We start from the raw sequence: 17,220 nt of genomic DNA, 5'->3' as shown, positions 1-17,220 counted from the left end.
AGCGCACAGCTTTTGTAAAGCTGCCGCCAGAATAACAAAAGGCCCGTTGCAAACAAGCAACACCCTGCCAAAACCCTGCGTCTTTAGCCTGTCAAATCACGCGTACTTTTTTCCAGGCGTGCTCTGTCGCCTGCACCTCGCGCGCTTTCGGACCATAGATCATGGCCGCGCCGTCGAGGGTTGCGTAGGCAAAGTCACGAAAACCTGTCCGCGAATCGATCATGTCCAGGGCTTGATACCAGACCGGCCCCAGCGTTTGCCAGGAATACCCGCCCAGCGCGTCGGCCGCAAGATAGAACGCGTGATTGGGAATGCCTGAATTGGTGTGGGTATCTCCGCCGTCGATGTACCCCGACATGTCGCGGGGCTGGTCGTCTTCGAACCAGGTGACCCGCCGGTCGCCGGGCGCCTTCAGGGAACGGATCGCGGCACCGTATTGAGGGGCAAGAATACCTTCACCCACCAGCCAATTGGCCTCTCGCACCGACTGCCTGGCGTGCCATTGTTTGACCATGCTGGCAAACACGTCGGAAATCGACTCGTTGAGCGCGCCAGCTTCCCCCTGCAGTTCAACCTTGCCCGCCTTGCGCACCACGCCCAGCCCCCCGGGCACCATGAGGTGCGTCAGCCCATGAGTCAGTTCATGGGCCGTGATGTCCAACGAATGGGTGAAGCCGATGACGTGGTCCGCGTGGCCATCGCCAAAGACCATCTGGCGGCCGGTCCACATGGCATTGGTGAAGTCGCGGCCGTAGTGGACCGTCGAGTCCACATGCATGCCCTGGCCATCGAGGGAGACACGGTTGAAAACTTCATGAAAGAAATCCAGAGCAATGCCGGTGTTGTCGTAGGCCTGGTTGGCCGACTCATCGGCCACGGGCGGCTCCCCCTCCTTGCGCAGGCGTGTCCCGGGTAGCCGGGTGCTGTTGCGCGCGTCAAACAGTGTGCGGTTCCGGCTGCGATTCGGGGTGCACATCAGAGCGGTGGCTTGCGGCTGAAGGCGGTCCCCTCGCATGGATTTGCATGCTTCGATGTGCGCGATCAAGCGTTCACGGTGCACGCCCTCCGTGCGCTCTGCCAGTTTGGACATCACCCGTGTGGGCAACGCAAAGCAGACACATGCATAAACCGGCACTTCTTCGCTGGACATGGCACCTCCTGATTCATCAGCAGGGTGCATTGTGCGTCAGCCAGGGCCCGGCGCAGCAGCGCAGGCCAATCACTTCACCACCTTGCGGGCAGTTTCTTCAACAGAGTGATGCGCTTGACGCCCAGTTCGAGATAACCGCCTTTTTCAAGGTCCTTGAGCAGGCGGCTGACCATTTCGCGCGAGGCGCCCACGCGGCTTGCGATGTCCTGATGGGTGATCTGCTGCAGCGCCACCGGCGCATTGGAAGTGGCCGGGCCTTCGTAGCTTTCCAGCAGGGAGACCACGCGGCCGTACACATCCAGCAACGCCATGCTGCGTGCCGTCTCGGTTGCGGCGCGGGCGCGCCGGATGACTTGTGCCACCAGATCCAGCGCAAACTCGGGCTCTTCGGCCAGGTGCTCCCTCACCGCCGTGCGGCTGACCACGGAGCAGGTGCAGGCGTCCAACGTCATCACGGAGGCCGAGCGCGGCCCACCGTCCAGCGACATTTCCCCGAAGTAGTCGCCCGCTTCGATGGTGCCGTAGGTGATTTCACGGCCCTCGGAGTCGGTGGCAAACACTTTCACGGAGCCTTGCAGCAGCACGTAAAGCGACTCCCCGACATCGCCTTCGGTAATGACGACGGTGTTTTTACGGTAATTTCGCAGCGAGCCGCGCAAGGCCAAGGCCCGCAGCCCCGGATTCAGGGTTATCAGCAGTTTTTCGTGATCGGCAAAGGAACTGGGCGCATTCATGGCAAACCTCTGGGCAGCACGCGCACTCTAGCACGCTGCCACGCCACGCACCCAGAACGGCCGACGGCTAGTGCATGGGGCCGCGCTGCAAGGCCGATGCGGCGGGCGGCAATACGGCCACCCGGTTGACCAGTTCGCGCACGCCGCTGGAGCGTGTCTTGGCGCACAGGCTGCGCACATGGCTGCGAATGGTGGAGACAGCCACGCGCATCTGCTGGGCGATCTCGGGGGTGGAATAGCCTTGGCACAGAACGGCCAGGACTTGCTCCTCGGTGGCGGTTAGCCCATGGTTGCGAGCAAAAAAGCAGAGCGTTAACGACTCATAGACGGCGGCGCGCGAGAAAAACAAGGCCACCCGCGCCGCCAGCCCGGCCTCGGCCTTCAACGGCACCGCGGCCAGCGAGAGGCGCACGCTGGCATCGCCAGGCAGGTTGATCAGGCTGCGCTTCCCTTCGGCCGCCCGGCTCAACGCATCCTGCAGGGTTTTGCCGTCCTCGAGGCTGTGAGCCTGCAGCAGGTTGCCGCGAATGCTCAGGACGCCGGTGCGCTCCATTTCAAGGTGCGCCGCCTGGTTGGCATACAGCACCACGCCCGTCAGGCTGGTGACCACCACGCCGCAGGCCAGCTCATCCACCACCAGGGCCAGCAGCTCGGGGCTGGCTCCCGGCGCAGGCATCGCCTCATGGCCCAGTGGCGAGCCCTCTCCCTTGTTGACCAATCCGCCATTCGGCAAGACTTCCATGATCCACCCCAACGTTTTGACTATCTGGGAGGAGCGTAAGGATTGTTGCAAGGCTTGGGCGGTGAATATCACCTTCGTCTTTGTGACAAATTAACAGTTTCATCGCGTGGAAAGGCGGCATCTGCGAGAGCCATTCCGACCGAAGAACGCTACAAAAACAATAGCACCTCAGGACCACCCATCAAGGACCTCTCGGGTTTTCCCCCATAAATCCTGAAGTTCGGCCACGCGCTCGGCGGCATCGGCCGGCAATACCGGGCCGGTTTTGGTTTCCACCTCCAGGCGGCTGCACGCAGCCTGGATGGCCAAGGCGCCTACGTTACCCGCGGCCCCCTTGAGGGCGTGGGCCGCGCGCGACAGCGCCTCGACATCATTGGCCGCAATCGCGGCTTCAATGGCCTGCAGGCGTTGCGGCGCATCGCTCATGAACAGGGTGACCACCTCGCGCGTCATGCTGCGGTCTTCGTCGTCGAACTCGCTGAATTCCTTCAGACGGCTGAAATCCACCAGCACGGAAACCGAATCCTCGCCCGCCTCCAGCGGCGCGGCAAGCACAGCGACGGGAGCCTCCGACGCAGCCCCTACTGCCCCGGCCCCCGTGCCGGACGGCACGGCAGCAGGCACCCACTTTTCCAGGGCCTGGGCCAGGGCAGACACCTGCAGGGGCTTGGTCAGGTAGTCGTCCATGCCGGCGGCCAGGCAGCGCTCCCGGTCTTCGTCGGAGGCCGCCGCGGTGAGCGCAATGATCGGCGGCGCCCTGGTGCCCCAGGCCACCTGGATCTGGCGGGTGGCCTGCAGCCCATCGGTGCCGGGCATGTGCACGTCCATCAGGATCGCCCCCAGGCGCTGCCCTTGCGCCATGACCTGCGCCACCACGTCCACCACCTCGCGCCCGTCCACCGCCGTGTGGATGTCGTAGCCCAGTTTGAGGACCATGGCACAGGCCACCTTCAGGTTGATGGCGTTGTCGTCCGCCACCAGCACGGTGGCGTGCTTGCGAATGTCCACGATGGCCGCCGGCACCTTGCCGCCGGCCGCATGGTCCGAGGCGATGCAGCGGGCAATGGTGTCGAACAACTGCGTCTGGCGCGCAGGCTTGAGCAGGCGCGCATCGAACAACTGGGCATTGCCATCGCCGACCGGCATGAAGCCCGAGCTCAGGAGCACCAGCGGAATGCCGCGCCATTCGGGCCGGCCCCGGATCGCCTTGGCCAGCGTGACGCCGTCCATGCCGGGCATGTGCATGTCGGTAATGATGACGTCGGGCAGCCAGGAGCCCGTCTGCCCCAGTGTGGCGTGCTCCATCCATTGCAGCGCCTCGGGGCCCGATTCGGCCTGGGCCACCTCCATGCCCCATAGCTGCAGCTGGCGCGTGAGGATGCGCACGTTGGTGGCGTGGTCGTCCACCACCAGCACCCGGCTGGCCTTGAGCATGCCGGTCTCGGCATGGGTGAAGACCGGCGCCATGTCGGCCACCGGGGCTGCCACGGTGAACCAGAACGTAGAGCCTTTGCCCGGCTCGCTTTCCACACCGATCTGCCCACCCATCAGCTCCACCAGCCGCCAGCAGATGGCCAGGCCCAGGCCGGTGCCGCCGTATTTGCGGGTGGTGGAGACGTCCATCTGGGTGAAGGCCTCGAACAGCGCGGCCTGGCGCTCCGCCGGGATGCCGATGCCGGTGTCGATCACGCGGAACTCGATGATCGCTCGGCCGCTGGCATCGTCAGGGCGGAGCCTTCGGGCCTGCACGGTCACCTCGCCGGTATCGGTGAACTTGACGGCATTGGTCACCAGATTGATCAGCACCTGGCGCAGGCGCGTGACGTCGCCCCGAATCGCCTCGGGCAGCCCGCCGGTGTCCGCCTCGGGAATATCGATGATCAGCTCGAGCCCCTTTTCGCGGGCGCGCGGGGCAGCGATGTCGCAGGCCTCTTCCACGGCGCCACGCAGGCTCAGGGGTTCGGCCTCCAGTTCGAGCTTGCCTGATTCGATCTTGGAAAAATCGAGGATGTCGTTGATCACTGCCAGCAACTGGTCGCTGGACAGCCGGATGGTCTGCAGGTAGTCGCGCTGCTCGGCGTCGAGCGGCGTTTCGGCCAGCAGCGTGCTCATGCCCACGACGCCGTTGAGCGGGGTGCGGATCTCGTGGCTCATGGTGGCCAGGAAGGCCGCCTTGGCGCGCGCGGCGCTCAGGGCCTCCTCGCGCGATGCCTCCAGTTCGGCGGTGCGCTCGATCACCCGGGCCTCCAGTGTCTCGTTGGCCTGCTGCAGCGCCAGCGCATCGGCCTGCACCTGGGCGCGATAGCCCTGCAGTTGCTCGGCGCTGTCGTGCAGCACCTGGGAGAGCTGGCGCACTTCGCGGATTTGCGTGGCCTGGTCGATCACCGGCACCTCGCCGCGGCCGAGCTGCTCGGCCGCCAGGCTGAGGCGCCCCAGGCGGCGGCCGATGCCGTGCGCGATGAAAGCGGCCACCAGCACGCTCAGCAGCACGAGACCCGCGATCACCCACAGCGATGCGTTCCAGGCCCGGGTGATGTCGGCCGTGAAGTCGCTCTCGGGCGCCGCCACCACCAGCGTCCAGCGCAGGCCCAGCGATTCGCCGAACGGGCGCTGCACCAGCATCAGCGCGTCGCTCCCCATGGGCAGGCGCTGCAGCTCGGTGTTGACCGCCACGGAGTCCGCGCTGCGCCGCGCCCAGGCGGCCTCCAGGGCCGCAAAGCCGGCCCGGATGATGGGGTTGGCGCTGTCGCGCGGGCTGCGGCGCTCCAACACCGCGCCAGCCTCGCGAAGCAGCGCGTCCCCGGCCGAGCTGGCGACCAGCGCCCCTTTTTCGTCCACCACGAACGCCGCGCCATGCGCGCTGATGCGCTGGGTTCGCAGCACATTGGCCAGTTGCTGCAGGTACAGATCGACGCCGAACACCCCTGCGGCAGAGCCGTCTGCGTCGTAGACCGGCTGCGACAGCGTCACCATCAGCTGCCTGCGCGAAGCCGATACCTGGACCGGCGAGAACACGCGGCCCTGCGCGCGCAGCGCGCCTTCGTACCAGACCCGGCTGCGCGGCTCGAAGTTGGTGCCCTCACCAGGCAGCGGATGGCTGCGGTCGCCCGGCTGGCGCGCCAGGTAGAACTTGCGCCCGGCTCCGCCCGGCCCCCGGATGCCGATCCGGACGCCATCGGCCGTGTTCTCGACGCCGAAATACTCGCCCCGCAGGTTGCCCCAATACAGAGCGGGCGCGTCAGGCGACAGCCGCGTGAGGGCGAACGCCATGGGCTCGAACTGCGCCGGGCTGTTGAGCCAGCCACGCGCCTGCTCGGCCTGCGCGGGCGTGAGGCGCTCGGGCAGCAGGCCGTTGAGCGCATCGTGCGCCTGGCGCAGATGCTCCTCGGTCCCGCTTTGCACCAATTGCGCGACCTGCGCGAGGATCTTCCCCGCCAGGTCTTCCACCGCCTGGGTGCTGCCGCGCGTCATCAGCACGGCCACCAGCAACGCCGGCACCAGGGCCAGCAACAACAGGCTCGCGCCCAGCAGATTGCGCAGGGAAAATTGCCGCATCGGCCCCCCCCGCGTCACAGGGCCAGCCCGGTCAGCTCGGCGGCATCGAGGGGCGCCGAGCGGCCAGGCAACTCGATCAGCGCGCGCCCACCGGTTCGCACGGCGCCGGTCACGCCACGCAGCATGGACACGCTGGCGGCAATGGCCCAGCCATGCGCGGGGGCCTGCTTCTGCAGCAGCATGGTCGCGCTGACGGCGTCCCCCACCGGCAGCGTTTGCGCCATCGTGTCGTGCAGCGGGTCCTGCAGGCGGGTCAAGGTCACCGCGCCGCTGTGCAGGGCCACGCTCACGTCGAAGCGCGGCAGTTCGTGGCCCGCGAAATGGGTGCGCAGGAACAGGCGCATGCGGTGCGCCGAATCCACCAGGCCCAGCGCCGCGCGCGCGGCGCGCAGGCCGTGGTTCACCGATTTCGTATCGGTGCTGTCCACGAACACGGCCAGCATGCCCTCGCCGACAAACTGCATGTAGCGAGCGCCGAACAGGTGCACCGTGTCGCCGGCGCTGCCGTAGAAACGCTTCACGAGGTCGCTGAGCTCGGCCGGGCTGAGCTGTTCCGCCAGAGCGGCGTAGTGCAGCATGTCCGCAAACAGCACCGTCGCCTGCTCGAATCGTTCGTCGCCGCTGTTGCCGTCGCCTGCCGGCCAGCGATCGCTGAGCTCCTTGGCCAGCCGCTGCTCGTACAGTTTGGCCAGCTTGTGCTTCTGGTCTTCGAGTGCAGTCTGCACGGCCGCGCCCACGGCCATGCTTTGCAGCGCGGCCTGCATGGCGCGCTTGTTGAGCTGGGCCGCGGCCGCCTCCCGCAGCTCGCCGGGCCGGAAGGGCTTGGTGATGTAGTCATCGGCCCCGGTGTTCATGCCCAGCCGCATGTGGCCGCGCTCCTGCAGCGAGGTGAGCAGGATCACGGGCGTGGCGGAGATCAGGGGGTTCTGGCGCACGGCGGCCAGCATCTGGAAGCCGTTCATGCCGGGCATCTGCACATCGCTGATGATCAGCGCCGGGCGGTGCTGTTCGACCAGCTTCAGACCCTGCTCCCCGTCTTCTGCGGTCAGAACGATGTAGCCATCCTTCTTGAGCACGGAGGCCACCAGCATCCGTGTGCCGGCGTCGTCTTCCATCACGACGATCATGGGCATGGTATTTCCTTCTATCCTTCTTGTGCGCGCGACGTACGACGGCCACGGCGATCTATCCGGCCACGGCAGCCCGTCGCCGCCCTCTTTCGTGAACTATCTCACACTGCAGTGATTATCGCCAGTGAAGCGGCCATCACGTCGGGCCGAAAAGCCAGGTCGACATGCGCCACGCCCTCAACCAGCCGGTTGTCGGCACCGGGCAGCGTGGCCGTGGAGGCCGGAAACACGATGTTGTCACAGTTGGAGTACCAGCAGGTGAAGAGCGCGTGACGGTGCGCCGGCTCATCCTGCCCGAGCTGGCGCAGCCAGTCGCTGCGCAGCCGCATCTGCCGGCCGTTGGGCATCGTGCTGAAGCGGCCCAGCCAGGTGCCGCGGTGCGGCGTTCCGATGGTGATGACGTGGTGCACCCGATCGTCCGCCGCCATGGTGCGCAGCCAGGCCCGCGCCGCCAGCCCGCCCATGCTGTGGCACACCAGCACCGGCGGCAATCCGGTGGCCAGGCTGACGCGGCGCACGGCCGCCTCGATCACCGGCACATAGTCCTCGATGGAGCCGAACACCGGCTCCAGGTTGACGGCGACGAAGGCATGGCCCGAGTCGCGCAGCCGCTGGAGCCACGGCGCCCAGAAACCACGGTTGCAAAAGAAACCATGGATCAGCACCACCCCTCGTTGTCCAGAAACAACTCCCGAGGGCAAGCCGTCGGGAATGGCGTTGGCTCGAAAAGGCTGGCGCCAGCAGAACACGCGGGGCGCCACCAGGGTTTCGCCCAGCCAGGCCCGGAACAGTGCGCCCCAGCCAGGACGAGGGGCCGGATCGACTCGGCTGATGAATCGAAGCGCTATGAATTCGATAGCTAGAAATGCCGAGTAGCCCAGGACCATCGCCGCAAAACCTGCCCAAGCCAGTGCCGGCGAGTGCGGCCACCACGCCCACAGCCAAACGACAGCCGCGGCGAGCAGCGACAGGGTGATGGCTTGCTGCAGTCGCGCCAGCATGCGGGCTCAGGCCAGTGCGGTGTCGCGGCCCGTGAGACGCTTCGCCAGGCCCTGGGCCAGTCGGTTGGCCATGCCGTAAATGGAGAGTTGGGGGTTGGCGCCGATGCTGGTCGGAAAGAGCGAGCCGTCATGAATCGACAGGTTGTCGATCTGCCAGTGAACCCCATCGGGCCGCGTGACGCCAAGCCGCTCGCTGCCCGCCAGACCGCACCCCCCCATCACGTGGGCGCTGACCACCTTGGTCAGCAGGGGCTTCATGGGCAACGCCTCCACCGCCTGCTTCGCCTGAGCCCAACGGGTGTAGGGCTCGGCCAGCTCGTGCACCGGCAGCACTTCGCGCGCGCCAGCGGCAAACTGGATTTCCATCATGGTCAGCAGGGCGCGGCGGGCGCCGTCCATCACAAAATCGGTCAGCGGGTAGTCGAGCACGGGTGAGCCATCGCCGCGCAGGCCGACCCGGCCGCCGGCCGACTGCTCATGGAAGCCGTCGCGCAGCAGCGCCAGCAGCACATGGGTCTGCGGAAACTTCCGGAACAGCTCGGCCTGCGCCTGCCCGTAGCCCGTGACGGTGGAGGCAAAGATCACGGGATGCAGCGGCGGCGCCTCGAGCTTGAAGCCGATCGGGCCGTCGACGGGCTGCGTTTCCAGAAAGTGGTCGCTGTAGATCGACTGCGGCGCCCCTTGCCAGCCCTGCACCGGCTGCTCCATCACGGCCGCGGACATCACCACCGGATGCAGGAAGGTGCGCATCCCCAGGCGGCCATGCGGATCGGGCGCCTGCGAGCGCAGCAGAACGGCCGGCGAGTTGATGGCGCCGGCGGCGAGCACATAGTGCTTGGCCACGATTTTGATCTCTGCCTTCGGCCCCTCGGCCAGGGCGCCATTGGCCTGGACCGCAGAGCACTGCAGGCCCGTCACGCGGCCATTGGCCAGCTCGAAGCGCTCGGCCCGCGTTTGCACCAGCAGCCTGGCCCCCTTATCCAGTGCCGCGGGAATCGTGGTGACCAGCATCGACTGCTTGGCGTTCGTGGGGCAGCCCATGCCGCAGGAACCCAGGTTCCAGCACCCCTTGACATTGCGCTGGATGGCTTCGGCGGGAATGCCGAGCTTCAAGGCGCCGCGGCGCAGCAGGTCGTTGTTCTCGTTGGGCGGGGTGAGCCAGGGGCCGATGTTCAGGCGCTTTTCGGCCTGCGCGAAGTACGGCGCCAGCGCCTCGGCGCTGTAGCCCTCCAGGCCGAAGTGCGCCTGCCAGTATTGCAGCGTGGACGCCGGCGTGCGGAACGAGCTGGTCCAGTTGACCGTGGTGGAGCCGCCGACGCAACGCCCCTGCAGGATGTTGATGGCCTTGTCGGCGGTCTTGCGGGCCGCGCTCTCCTGGTACAGCGAAGGGTAGGCCTCGGCCTCCTTCTGGTTGAAATCAGTGCTGCTCTTGAGCGGGCCTTCCTCGATGATCACCACCTGCAGGCCGGCCCGGGCCAGCAGCTCGGCGGTGATGCCGGCGCCGGCGCCTGAGCCGATGATGGCCACGTCGCAGCTCATTCGAGCCGGCAGCGCACCATGCGGGCCTCCCAGCACCTTCCAGCCGCGCTGGAGCCCGTCGCGGATCGGATCTTGCAAACTGCTCATGGATGTGGGTTCGGGTTCTGTCGTCAGATCTTCTGCGGCCCCGGATACCCCAGCAGGGACCAGGTGCTCGCATCCGAGAAATAGGCGGCGCCCACGATGTCGTGCAGCGCCTGGTAGGCCTGCTGGCGCAGGCCGAGGCTTGAGAAACGCATGGACTGCAGGGCCTGCTGGATGTCGGGCACAGAGGCGCTGGACCAGTCATCGCTCAGGCCTGCCATGCCACGCCGCCCGGCGGCCGTGGACAGCAGGGCCAGCAATTGCGACAGCTCGGCCTGCGCATGCGGGGGCAGCGCCAGCGTGAGCGCGTCGATGCGCTCCAGCAGGCCGCTCAGCGCCGCCTGCTGCGCGGCGGCCTCCGATGGCAGGCTGCCGTCGAGCAGCGCGCGACCCAGGCCGGCGCAGACACCGCGCCCCGCCTCGCTCAAACGCCCCTGCTGCAGACCCGGCTGCAGCAGCGCCACGGTGCCGCCCGCCACGGCCAGCACGACCGCGGAGGCCATGCCCAGCTTGAGCAGACTTCTTCTTTGCATGGTTTGACTATCGCATGCACCCGCGTTTTGCCGTAGAGCGCCCCGCCTAGATAGACTCGGGGTTTCCATGGACGCTGCCCAGACCATCCGCCACGCCGTCGCAGAGGTATCCCAGCTGCGACAGGCCTGCCTCATCCAGCCCGCACTGAGCAATGCCGTGGGCGAGGTCAAGCGCTTTCAGTCCCGGCGCTTCGCCGGCACGTATGCCGATCTGCTGCAGGGCGGCCCGTACCAGGCGGCAGCGGGCTTCTTTCTGGATGAGCTGTACAGCGACAAGGACTATGCCGAGCGCGACGCGCAGTTTTCGCGCATCGCCGGCGCCATGCAGCGGCTGTTTCCGACGCAGGTGGTCGCTACCGCCGTGGCACTGGCGCAGCTGCATGCCCTGACCGAGCAACTCGACCATGCCATGGGGCAGGCCTGGCTCGCCGACGCCAACACCAGCGCCTCCATGGCGGCGCGCTACATCGGGGCCTGGCGCACCGTGGCGCGCCGCGCCGAGCGCGAATCGCAGCTCAGCGTGGTGCTGGGCATTGGCCGCGAACTCGACCGGCTGACCCGCACACCCGGCCTGCGCCTGATGCTCAAGATGATGCGCGGGCCGGCGTCGGCCGGTGGCCTGGGCTCGCTGCAGCGCTTTCTGGAAGCGGGCTTCGACACCTTTGCCGGCATGCGCGATGCCGCGGCCTTCCTGCGCACCATCGAGGGGCGCGAGGCCGCGCTGATCGAGCGCCTGTTCGACGCCCCGTTTGTCGCCTGCGAGACCGAACTGCAACAGACCCTAGGACAAGCCCGGTAACGATTTATTCCTAACTCCTTCCAGAATCGCCGAAGAAGGAGTTTTGAATGAACAAGTTTTGGCTCAACAGCTATCCCGAGGGCGTGCCGCACGACATCGATCCGGCGCAATACCACTCGCTCACGCACCTGCTGGAAGAATCCTTCAAGAAGAATGCGGATCGTCCGTTCTCCGTCTGCATGGACCGCTGGATGTCCTACCGCCAACTGGATGATCTGTCCGTGGCGCTGGGCGCCTGGCTGCAGGCCCAGGGGCTCGAGCCCGGCGCACGGGTCGCCATCATGCTGCCCAATATTCCCCAGTTCGCCGTGACGATGGCGGGCATTCTGCGCGCGGGCTATACCTGCGTGAACGTGAACCCGCTCTACACCGCGCGCGAACTCGAGCACCAGCTCAAGGACTCGGGCGCCACCGCCATCGTCATCCTCGAGAACTTTGCCAAGACACTGGAGGAGGTGATCGACCGGACGCCCGTGAAGCATGTCGTGATGGCCTCGATGGGTGACTTGCTCGGCTTCTGGTATGGCACCTGGATCACCTTCGCCGTGCGCCACCTGGCCAAGATGGTGCCGGCTTACCGCCTCCCCCTGACCAACGGCCGCAAGGTCACGCCGTTCAACCGGGCCATCGCCGAAGGCACGGCGCTGAAGCTCAAACCCAACCAGGACACGCTCGACTCCATCGCCTTCCTGCAGTACACAGGCGGCACCACGGGCTTGTCGAAGGGGGCAGTGCTGACCCACCGCAATATCGTGGCGGCGATCCTGCAGGCCGAGGCCTGGTTCACGCCCGCGCTCAAGCGCGTGGGCGACATCCGCGAGGCCAACAACATCGCGGCGCTCCCGCTGTACCACATCTTCGCCCTGACGCTGGGCCTGCTGACCATCCGCTGGGGCGCACACCTGACGCTGATTCCCAATCCGCGCGACTTCGGCAAGTTCATCGAGGTGCTGAAAAAACGCCCGTTCCACATCTTTCCGGCCGTCAACACGCTGTTCAACGCGCTGCTGCAGCACCCGCAGTTCAAGACCATCGATTTTTCGAGCCTCTGCGTCTCCCAGGCCGGGGGCATGGCAGCCTCCGAAGGCACGGCCAAGGCCTGGCTCGAGGCCACCGGCTGCGCCATGGTGGAGGGCTGGGGCATGAGCGAGACCTGCGCCATCGGAACCAACAACCCCGTGACCAACAAGGCGTTCACCGGCACCATCGGCCTGCCCCTGCCCAGCATCGAGATCGCCATCAAGGACGACGACGGCCTGTCGGTGCCGCAGGGTGAATCGGGCGAGATCTGCATCAAGGGCCTGAACGTGATGGCCGGCTACTACAACCAGCCGGAAGAAAACGCCAAGGCCTTCACCGCCGATGGCTTCATGCGAACAGGCGACATCGGCATCATGGACGAGCGCGGCTACACCAAGATCATTGACCGCAAGAAGGACATGATCCTGGTGAGCGGCTTCAACGTGTTCCCGAACGAGCTGGAGAACGTGATCTCGCTGTGCCCTGGCGTGGTGGAATGCGCGGCCATCGGTATTGCAGACGACAAGCAGGGCGAAGCGATCAAGGTGTTCGTCGTCAAGAACGACCCAACGCTCACCGAAGAGGACGTGGCGAAGTACTGCCAGCAGAATCTGACAGGGTACAAGCGCCCGAAGTACATCGAATTCCGCGACGACCTGCCCAAGACCAACGTCGGCAAGATCCTGCGTCGGGAATTGCGCGCCATCCAGTGAGGCCTCGGGCAAAGCGGTATGCTATTGTTTTTATAGCTCGCTTTGCCCACCATGCCTGGACTCCCGCCTGGATTGATTGTTTTTGAGCGTGGCTGGCTGTCGGCCAACAACATTCTCTTCACGGGCCGCGAGACGACGGCCCTGGTCGACAGCGGGTATTGCACACACGATCGCCAAACAATCAGCCTGATCGAACAGTCGCTAGAGCAGCGTCCGCTGGACCTGCTGCTCAATACGCACCTGCATAGCGATCACTGTGGCGGCAACGCCGCGCTGCAAAACCGCTACCCAGGCTTGCAGACGCGTATCCCGCCGGGACAGGCACGCCATGTCAGGCATTGGAACCCTGAGGCGCTGAGCTACACGCCAACGGGGCAGCAATGTCCGCCCTTCGGCTTTCAGGCACTGCTGGAGCCGGGAACGGAAATCATGCTGGCAGACAGGCCCTGGCAGATCCACAGCGCACCTGGCCATGATCCGCATTCGGTCATCCTGTTCGAGCCGCAGTCACGTACCCTGATCTCGGCCGACGCCCTATGGGAAAACGGCTTCGGCGTGATCTTTCCCGAGCTTGAAGGAGAAAGCGCATTTGCCGAGGTTGAGGCCACATTGAACCTCATCGAATCCCTGGCGCCACAGACGGTGATTCCAGGCCATGGCCAGGTCTTCAGCGGAGTTGATCAATCCTTGGCCCTGGCGCGTTCCCGCCTCGCCGGCTTTCTGCGCGATCCGCGCCGGCATACCAACCACGCGGCCAAGGTGCTGCTGAAGTTCAAGCTGCTTGAGCTGCAGCAGATCGAGCGGGCGTCGTTCATCACCTGGGCGGTGCAAACCCCCTACTTCGGCGTGATGCAGCAGCGCCATTTCCCAGAGATGAGCATGCCTGCCTGGCTCGAGCAGCTCATGGCCGATCTGGTGCGCGCTGGTGCTGCAGCAGTTGAGGGTGAGATGATTCTGAATGCCTGAAATCGAAGCCTGAAAGCGAAAAAGCCCGCCTCCAGAGAAGCGGGCTTTTCGTGTTCCCCAAATGGAAACGCCCCATCAAGAGATGGGGCGTTTTCACTGCTGTAAGAGCCTGATGATGACCTACTTTCACACGGGAATCCGCACTATCATCGGCGCAGAGGCGTTTCACTTTCCTGTTCGGGATGGGAAGGAGTGGGACCACCTCGCTATGGTCATCAGGCATAACTTGTTGCCACCTTGACTGGGTCAAGGCGACCAATTCATAGAGCTAAATCAGCTTGTGTATTTTTGAATGCGTCACTTGGCATAACAACCTTGGCACGCAGGCCAAAGTTATAGGGTCAAGCCGCACGAGCAATTAGTATCAGTTAGCTTAACGCATTACTGCGCTTCCACACCTGACCTATCAACGTCCTGGTCTTGAACGACTCTTTAGGGGGCTCAAGGCCCCGGCAGATCTCATCTTGAAACGAGTTTCCCGCTTAGATGCTTTCAGCGGTTATCTCTTCCACACATAGCTACTCGGCAATGCCACTGGCGTGACAACCGATACACCAGAGGTGTGTCCACTCCGGTCCTCTCGTACTAGGAGCAGGCTTCCTCAAATCTGCAGCGCCCACGGAAGATAGGGACCAAACTGTCTCACGACGTTTTAAACCCAGCTCACGTACCTCTTTAAATGGCGAACAGCCATACCCTTGGGACCGGCTACAGCCCCAGGATGAGATGAGCCGACATCGAGGTGCCAAACACCGCCGTCGATATGAACTCTTGGGCGGTATCAGCCTGTTATCCCCAGAGTACCTTTTATCCGTTGAGCGATGGCCCTTCCATACAGAACCACCGGATCACTATGTCCTGCTTTCGCATCTGCTCGACTTGTCAGTCTCGCAGTTAAGCACGCTTATGCCATTGCACTATCGTCACGATGTCCGACCGTAACTAGCGTACCTTCGAACTCCTCCGTTACGCTTTGGGAGGAGACCGCCCCAGTCAAACTGCCTACCATGCACTGTCCCCGATCCCGATAAGGGACCTAGGTTAGAACCTCAAACACACCAGGGTGGTATTTCAACGTTGGCTCCACAAGATCTAGCGACCCTGCTTCAAAGCCTCCCACCTATCCTACACAGATCTGTTCAAAGTCCAATACAAAGCTACAGTAAAGGTTCATGGGGTCTTTCCGTCTTTCCGCGGGGAGATTGCATCATCACAAACATTTCAACTTCGCTGAGTCTCAGGAGGAGACAGTGTGGCCATCGTTACGCCATTCGTGCAGGTCGGAACTTACCCGACAAGGAATTTCGCTACCTTAGGACCGTTATAGTTACGGCCGCCGTTTACTGGGACTTCAATCAAGAGCTTGCACCCCATCATTTAATCTTCCAGCACCGGGCAGGCGTCACACCCTATACGTCGACTTTCGTCTTTGCAGAGTGCTGTGTTTTTATTAAACAGTCGCAGCCACCGATTTTTTGCAACCTCATTGGGCTCCCCTTGTACAGGTTCACCTACTAAAGGCACACCTTCTTCCGAAGTTACGGTGTCAATTTGCCGAGTTCCTTCTCCTGAGTTCTCTCAAGCGCCTTAGAATACTCATCTCGCGCACCAGTGTCGGTTTGCGGTACGGTCGTGTGTAGCTGAAGCTTAGTGGCTTTTCCTGGAAGCAGGGTATCACTCACTTCGGCGGCAAGCCGCCTCGTTATCACCCCTCATCTAAGCCCGGCGGATTTACCTACCAGGCACGACTACAGGCTTGAACCGGGACATCCAACACCCGGATGAGCTAACCTTCTCCGTCCCCACATCGCACTACACATCGGTACAGGAATATTGACCTGTTTCCCATCAGCTACGCATCTCTGCCTCGCCTTAGGGGCCGACTCACTCTACGCCGATGAACGTTGCGTAGAAAACCTTGCGCTTACGGCGAGCGGGCTTTTCACCCGCTTTAACGCTACTCATGTCAGCATTCGCACTTCTGATACCTCCAGCACGCTTTACAACGCACCTTCACAGGCTTACAGAACGCTCTCCTACCACTTGCAATAAATTGCAAATCCGCAGCTTCGGTAACTGGCTTAGCCCCGTTACATCTTCCGCGCAGGACGACTCGATCAGTGAGCTATTACGCTTTCTTTAAATGATGGCTGCTTCTAAGCCAACATCCTGACTGTTTTAGCCTTCCCACTTCGTTTCCCACTTAGCCAATTTTAGGGACCTTAGCTGGCGGTCTGGGTTGTTTCCCTCTTGAGTCCGGACGTTAGCACCCGGTGCTCTGTCTCCCAAGCTGTACTCGTCGGTATTCGGAGTTTGCATAGGTTTGGTAAGTCGCCATGACCCCCTAGCCTAAACAGTGCTCTACCCCCGACGGTAATACTTGAGGCACTACCTAAATAGTTTTCGGAGAGAACCAGCTATTTCCAAGTTTGTTTAGCCTTTCACCCCTATCCACAGCTCATCCGCTAGTTTTGCAACACTAGTCGGTTCGGACCTCCAGTACCTGTTACGGCACCTTCATCCTGGCCATGGATAGATCACTTGGTTTCGGGTCTACACCCAGCGACTGATCGCCCTATTCGGACTCGATTTCTCTACGGCTTCCCTATTCGGTTAACCTTGCCACTGAATGTAAGTCGCTGACCCATTATACAAAAGGTACGCCGTCACCCTTGCGGGCTCCGACTTTTTGTAAGCATGCGGTTTCAGGATCTATTTCACTCCCCTCCCGGGGTTCTTTTCGCCTTTCCCTCACGGTACTAGTTCACTATCGGTCGATGATGAGTATTTAGCCTTGGAGGATGGTCCCCCCATATTCAGACAGGATTACACGTGTCCCGCCCTACTTGTCGTTAGCTCAGTACCACACGTCTCTTTTCACGTACAGGGCTATCACCTGCTATGGCCGGCCTTTCCAGACCGTTCCGTTAAGAGTCGCGCTATCACTAACAGGCTCTTCCGATTTCGCTCGCCACTACTTTCGGAATCTCGGTTGATGTCTTTTCCTCGAGCTACTGAGATGTTTCAGTTCACCCGGTTCGCCTCGCACACCTATGTATTCAGTGTGCGATACCTTTCGGTGGGTTTCCCCATTCAGAAATCTCCGGATCAAAGCTTATTTGCCAGCTCCCCGAAGCTTATCGCAGGCTATCACGTCTTTCGTCGCCTATCATCGCCAAGGCATCCACCACATGCTCTTATTCACTTGACCCTATAACTTTGACGTTTCTTTTCAGAAACCAAAGCGTTTCAAG

Annotated in this window: 11 protein-coding genes and 2 rRNA genes; 3 read left to right on the top strand and 10 right to left on the bottom strand. The window is 63.3% G+C overall.

Annotated features, from left to right (window positions below; translation table 11 throughout):
- Nucleotides 1–91 precede the first annotated feature (91 nt).
- From MMF98_RS00665 to MMF98_RS00630, 8 genes are all read right to left on the bottom strand, one after another.
- On the bottom strand, nucleotides 92–1,150 hold the full coding sequence (locus MMF98_RS00665) for a M4 family metallopeptidase (protein WP_243302971.1): 1,059 nt from the start codon (nucleotides 1,148–1,150) through the stop codon (nucleotides 92–94).
- 74 nt (nucleotides 1,151–1,224) lie between these two features.
- The gene (locus MMF98_RS00660; protein WP_243302961.1) at nucleotides 1,225–1,884 is read right to left on the bottom strand and encodes a Crp/Fnr family transcriptional regulator; all 660 of its coding nucleotides are present in this window, start codon (nucleotides 1,882–1,884) and stop codon (nucleotides 1,225–1,227) included.
- Between the two features lie 67 nt (nucleotides 1,885–1,951).
- Complete coding sequence (locus tag MMF98_RS00655; protein WP_243302959.1) at nucleotides 1,952–2,698, bottom strand: helix-turn-helix transcriptional regulator; 747 nt, start codon at nucleotides 2,696–2,698, stop codon at nucleotides 1,952–1,954.
- 96 nt (nucleotides 2,699–2,794) lie between these two features.
- Nucleotides 2,795–6,181, bottom strand: coding sequence for a response regulator (locus MMF98_RS00650; RefSeq protein WP_243302957.1), 3,387 nt, complete (start codon nucleotides 6,179–6,181; stop codon nucleotides 2,795–2,797).
- A 14-nt stretch (nucleotides 6,182–6,195) separates the two neighbouring features.
- Complete coding sequence (locus tag MMF98_RS00645) at nucleotides 6,196–7,314, bottom strand: response regulator (RefSeq protein ID WP_243302951.1); 1,119 nt, start codon at nucleotides 7,312–7,314, stop codon at nucleotides 6,196–6,198.
- Nucleotides 7,315–7,412: 98 nt separating this feature from the next.
- Nucleotides 7,413–8,312: an esterase/lipase family protein gene (locus MMF98_RS00640; protein WP_243302949.1), complete on the bottom strand. Its 900-nt coding sequence runs from the start codon at nucleotides 8,310–8,312 to the stop codon at nucleotides 7,413–7,415.
- Between the two features lie 6 nt (nucleotides 8,313–8,318).
- On the bottom strand, nucleotides 8,319–9,938 hold the full coding sequence (locus tag MMF98_RS00635) for a GMC family oxidoreductase (RefSeq protein ID WP_243302948.1): 1,620 nt from the start codon (nucleotides 9,936–9,938) through the stop codon (nucleotides 8,319–8,321).
- Nucleotides 9,939–9,961: 23 nt separating this feature from the next.
- Nucleotides 9,962–10,468, bottom strand: a complete 507-nt coding sequence (locus tag MMF98_RS00630; protein WP_243302946.1) for a hypothetical protein — start codon at nucleotides 10,466–10,468, stop codon at nucleotides 9,962–9,964.
- Nucleotides 10,469–10,535: 67 nt separating this feature from the next.
- Between MMF98_RS00630 and MMF98_RS00625 the strand changes: the two genes are divergently transcribed.
- From MMF98_RS00625 to MMF98_RS00615, 3 genes are read left to right on the top strand one after another with little or no spacing between them, the layout of a single operon-like run.
- On the top strand, nucleotides 10,536–11,267 hold the full coding sequence (locus MMF98_RS00625) for an FFLEELY motif protein (RefSeq protein WP_243302944.1): 732 nt from the start codon (nucleotides 10,536–10,538) through the stop codon (nucleotides 11,265–11,267).
- 47 nt (nucleotides 11,268–11,314) lie between these two features.
- Complete coding sequence (locus tag MMF98_RS00620; protein WP_243302936.1) at nucleotides 11,315–13,000, top strand: AMP-binding protein; 1,686 nt, start codon at nucleotides 11,315–11,317, stop codon at nucleotides 12,998–13,000.
- A 42-nt stretch (nucleotides 13,001–13,042) separates the two neighbouring features.
- The gene (locus MMF98_RS00615; RefSeq protein WP_423837540.1) at nucleotides 13,043–13,966 is read left to right on the top strand and encodes an MBL fold metallo-hydrolase; all 924 of its coding nucleotides are present in this window, start codon (nucleotides 13,043–13,045) and stop codon (nucleotides 13,964–13,966) included.
- Nucleotides 13,967–14,073: 107 nt separating this feature from the next.
- Here the strand turns inward: MMF98_RS00615 and rrf are convergent.
- Together rrf and MMF98_RS00605 are read right to left on the bottom strand one after the other, a co-directional pair.
- Nucleotides 14,074–14,186: ribosomal RNA gene (rrf, locus tag MMF98_RS00610) — 5S ribosomal RNA — on the bottom strand.
- 117 nt (nucleotides 14,187–14,303) lie between these two features.
- Nucleotides 14,304–17,177, bottom strand: a 23S ribosomal RNA gene (locus MMF98_RS00605).
- Nucleotides 17,178–17,220 lie beyond the last annotated feature (43 nt).

This window comes from Variovorax terrae, from assembly GCF_022809125.1.
Classification (GTDB): Bacteria; Pseudomonadota; Gammaproteobacteria; order Burkholderiales; family Burkholderiaceae_C; genus Variovorax_A; species Variovorax_A terrae.
This window is presented reverse-complemented; position numbering and strand designations above follow the sequence as displayed.

What these genes read in the sequence shown, in the direction of transcription:
- MMF98_RS00665 (WP_243302971.1), bottom strand. Translation starts at nt 1,150, where the DNA reads ATGTCCAGCGAAGAAGTGCCGGTTTATGCATGTGTCTGCTTTGCGTTG.
- MMF98_RS00660 (WP_243302961.1), bottom strand. Translation starts at nt 1,884, where the DNA reads ATGAATGCGCCCAGTTCCTTTGCCGATCACGAAAAACTGCTGATAACC.
- MMF98_RS00650 (WP_243302957.1), bottom strand. Translation starts at nt 6,181, where the DNA reads ATGCGGCAATTTTCCCTGCGCAATCTGCTGGGCGCGAGCCTGTTGTTG.
- MMF98_RS00645 (WP_243302951.1), bottom strand. Translation starts at nt 7,314, where the DNA reads ATGCCCATGATCGTCGTGATGGAAGACGACGCCGGCACACGGATGCTG.
- MMF98_RS00640 (WP_243302949.1), bottom strand. Translation starts at nt 8,312, where the DNA reads ATGCTGGCGCGACTGCAGCAAGCCATCACCCTGTCGCTGCTCGCCGCG.
- MMF98_RS00635 (WP_243302948.1), bottom strand. Translation starts at nt 9,938, where the DNA reads ATGAGCAGTTTGCAAGATCCGATCCGCGACGGGCTCCAGCGCGGCTGG.
- MMF98_RS00630 (WP_243302946.1), bottom strand. Translation starts at nt 10,468, where the DNA reads ATGCAAAGAAGAAGTCTGCTCAAGCTGGGCATGGCCTCCGCGGTCGTG.
- MMF98_RS00625 (WP_243302944.1), top strand. Translation starts at nt 10,536, where the DNA reads ATGGACGCTGCCCAGACCATCCGCCACGCCGTCGCAGAGGTATCCCAG.
- MMF98_RS00620 (WP_243302936.1), top strand. Translation starts at nt 11,315, where the DNA reads ATGAACAAGTTTTGGCTCAACAGCTATCCCGAGGGCGTGCCGCACGAC.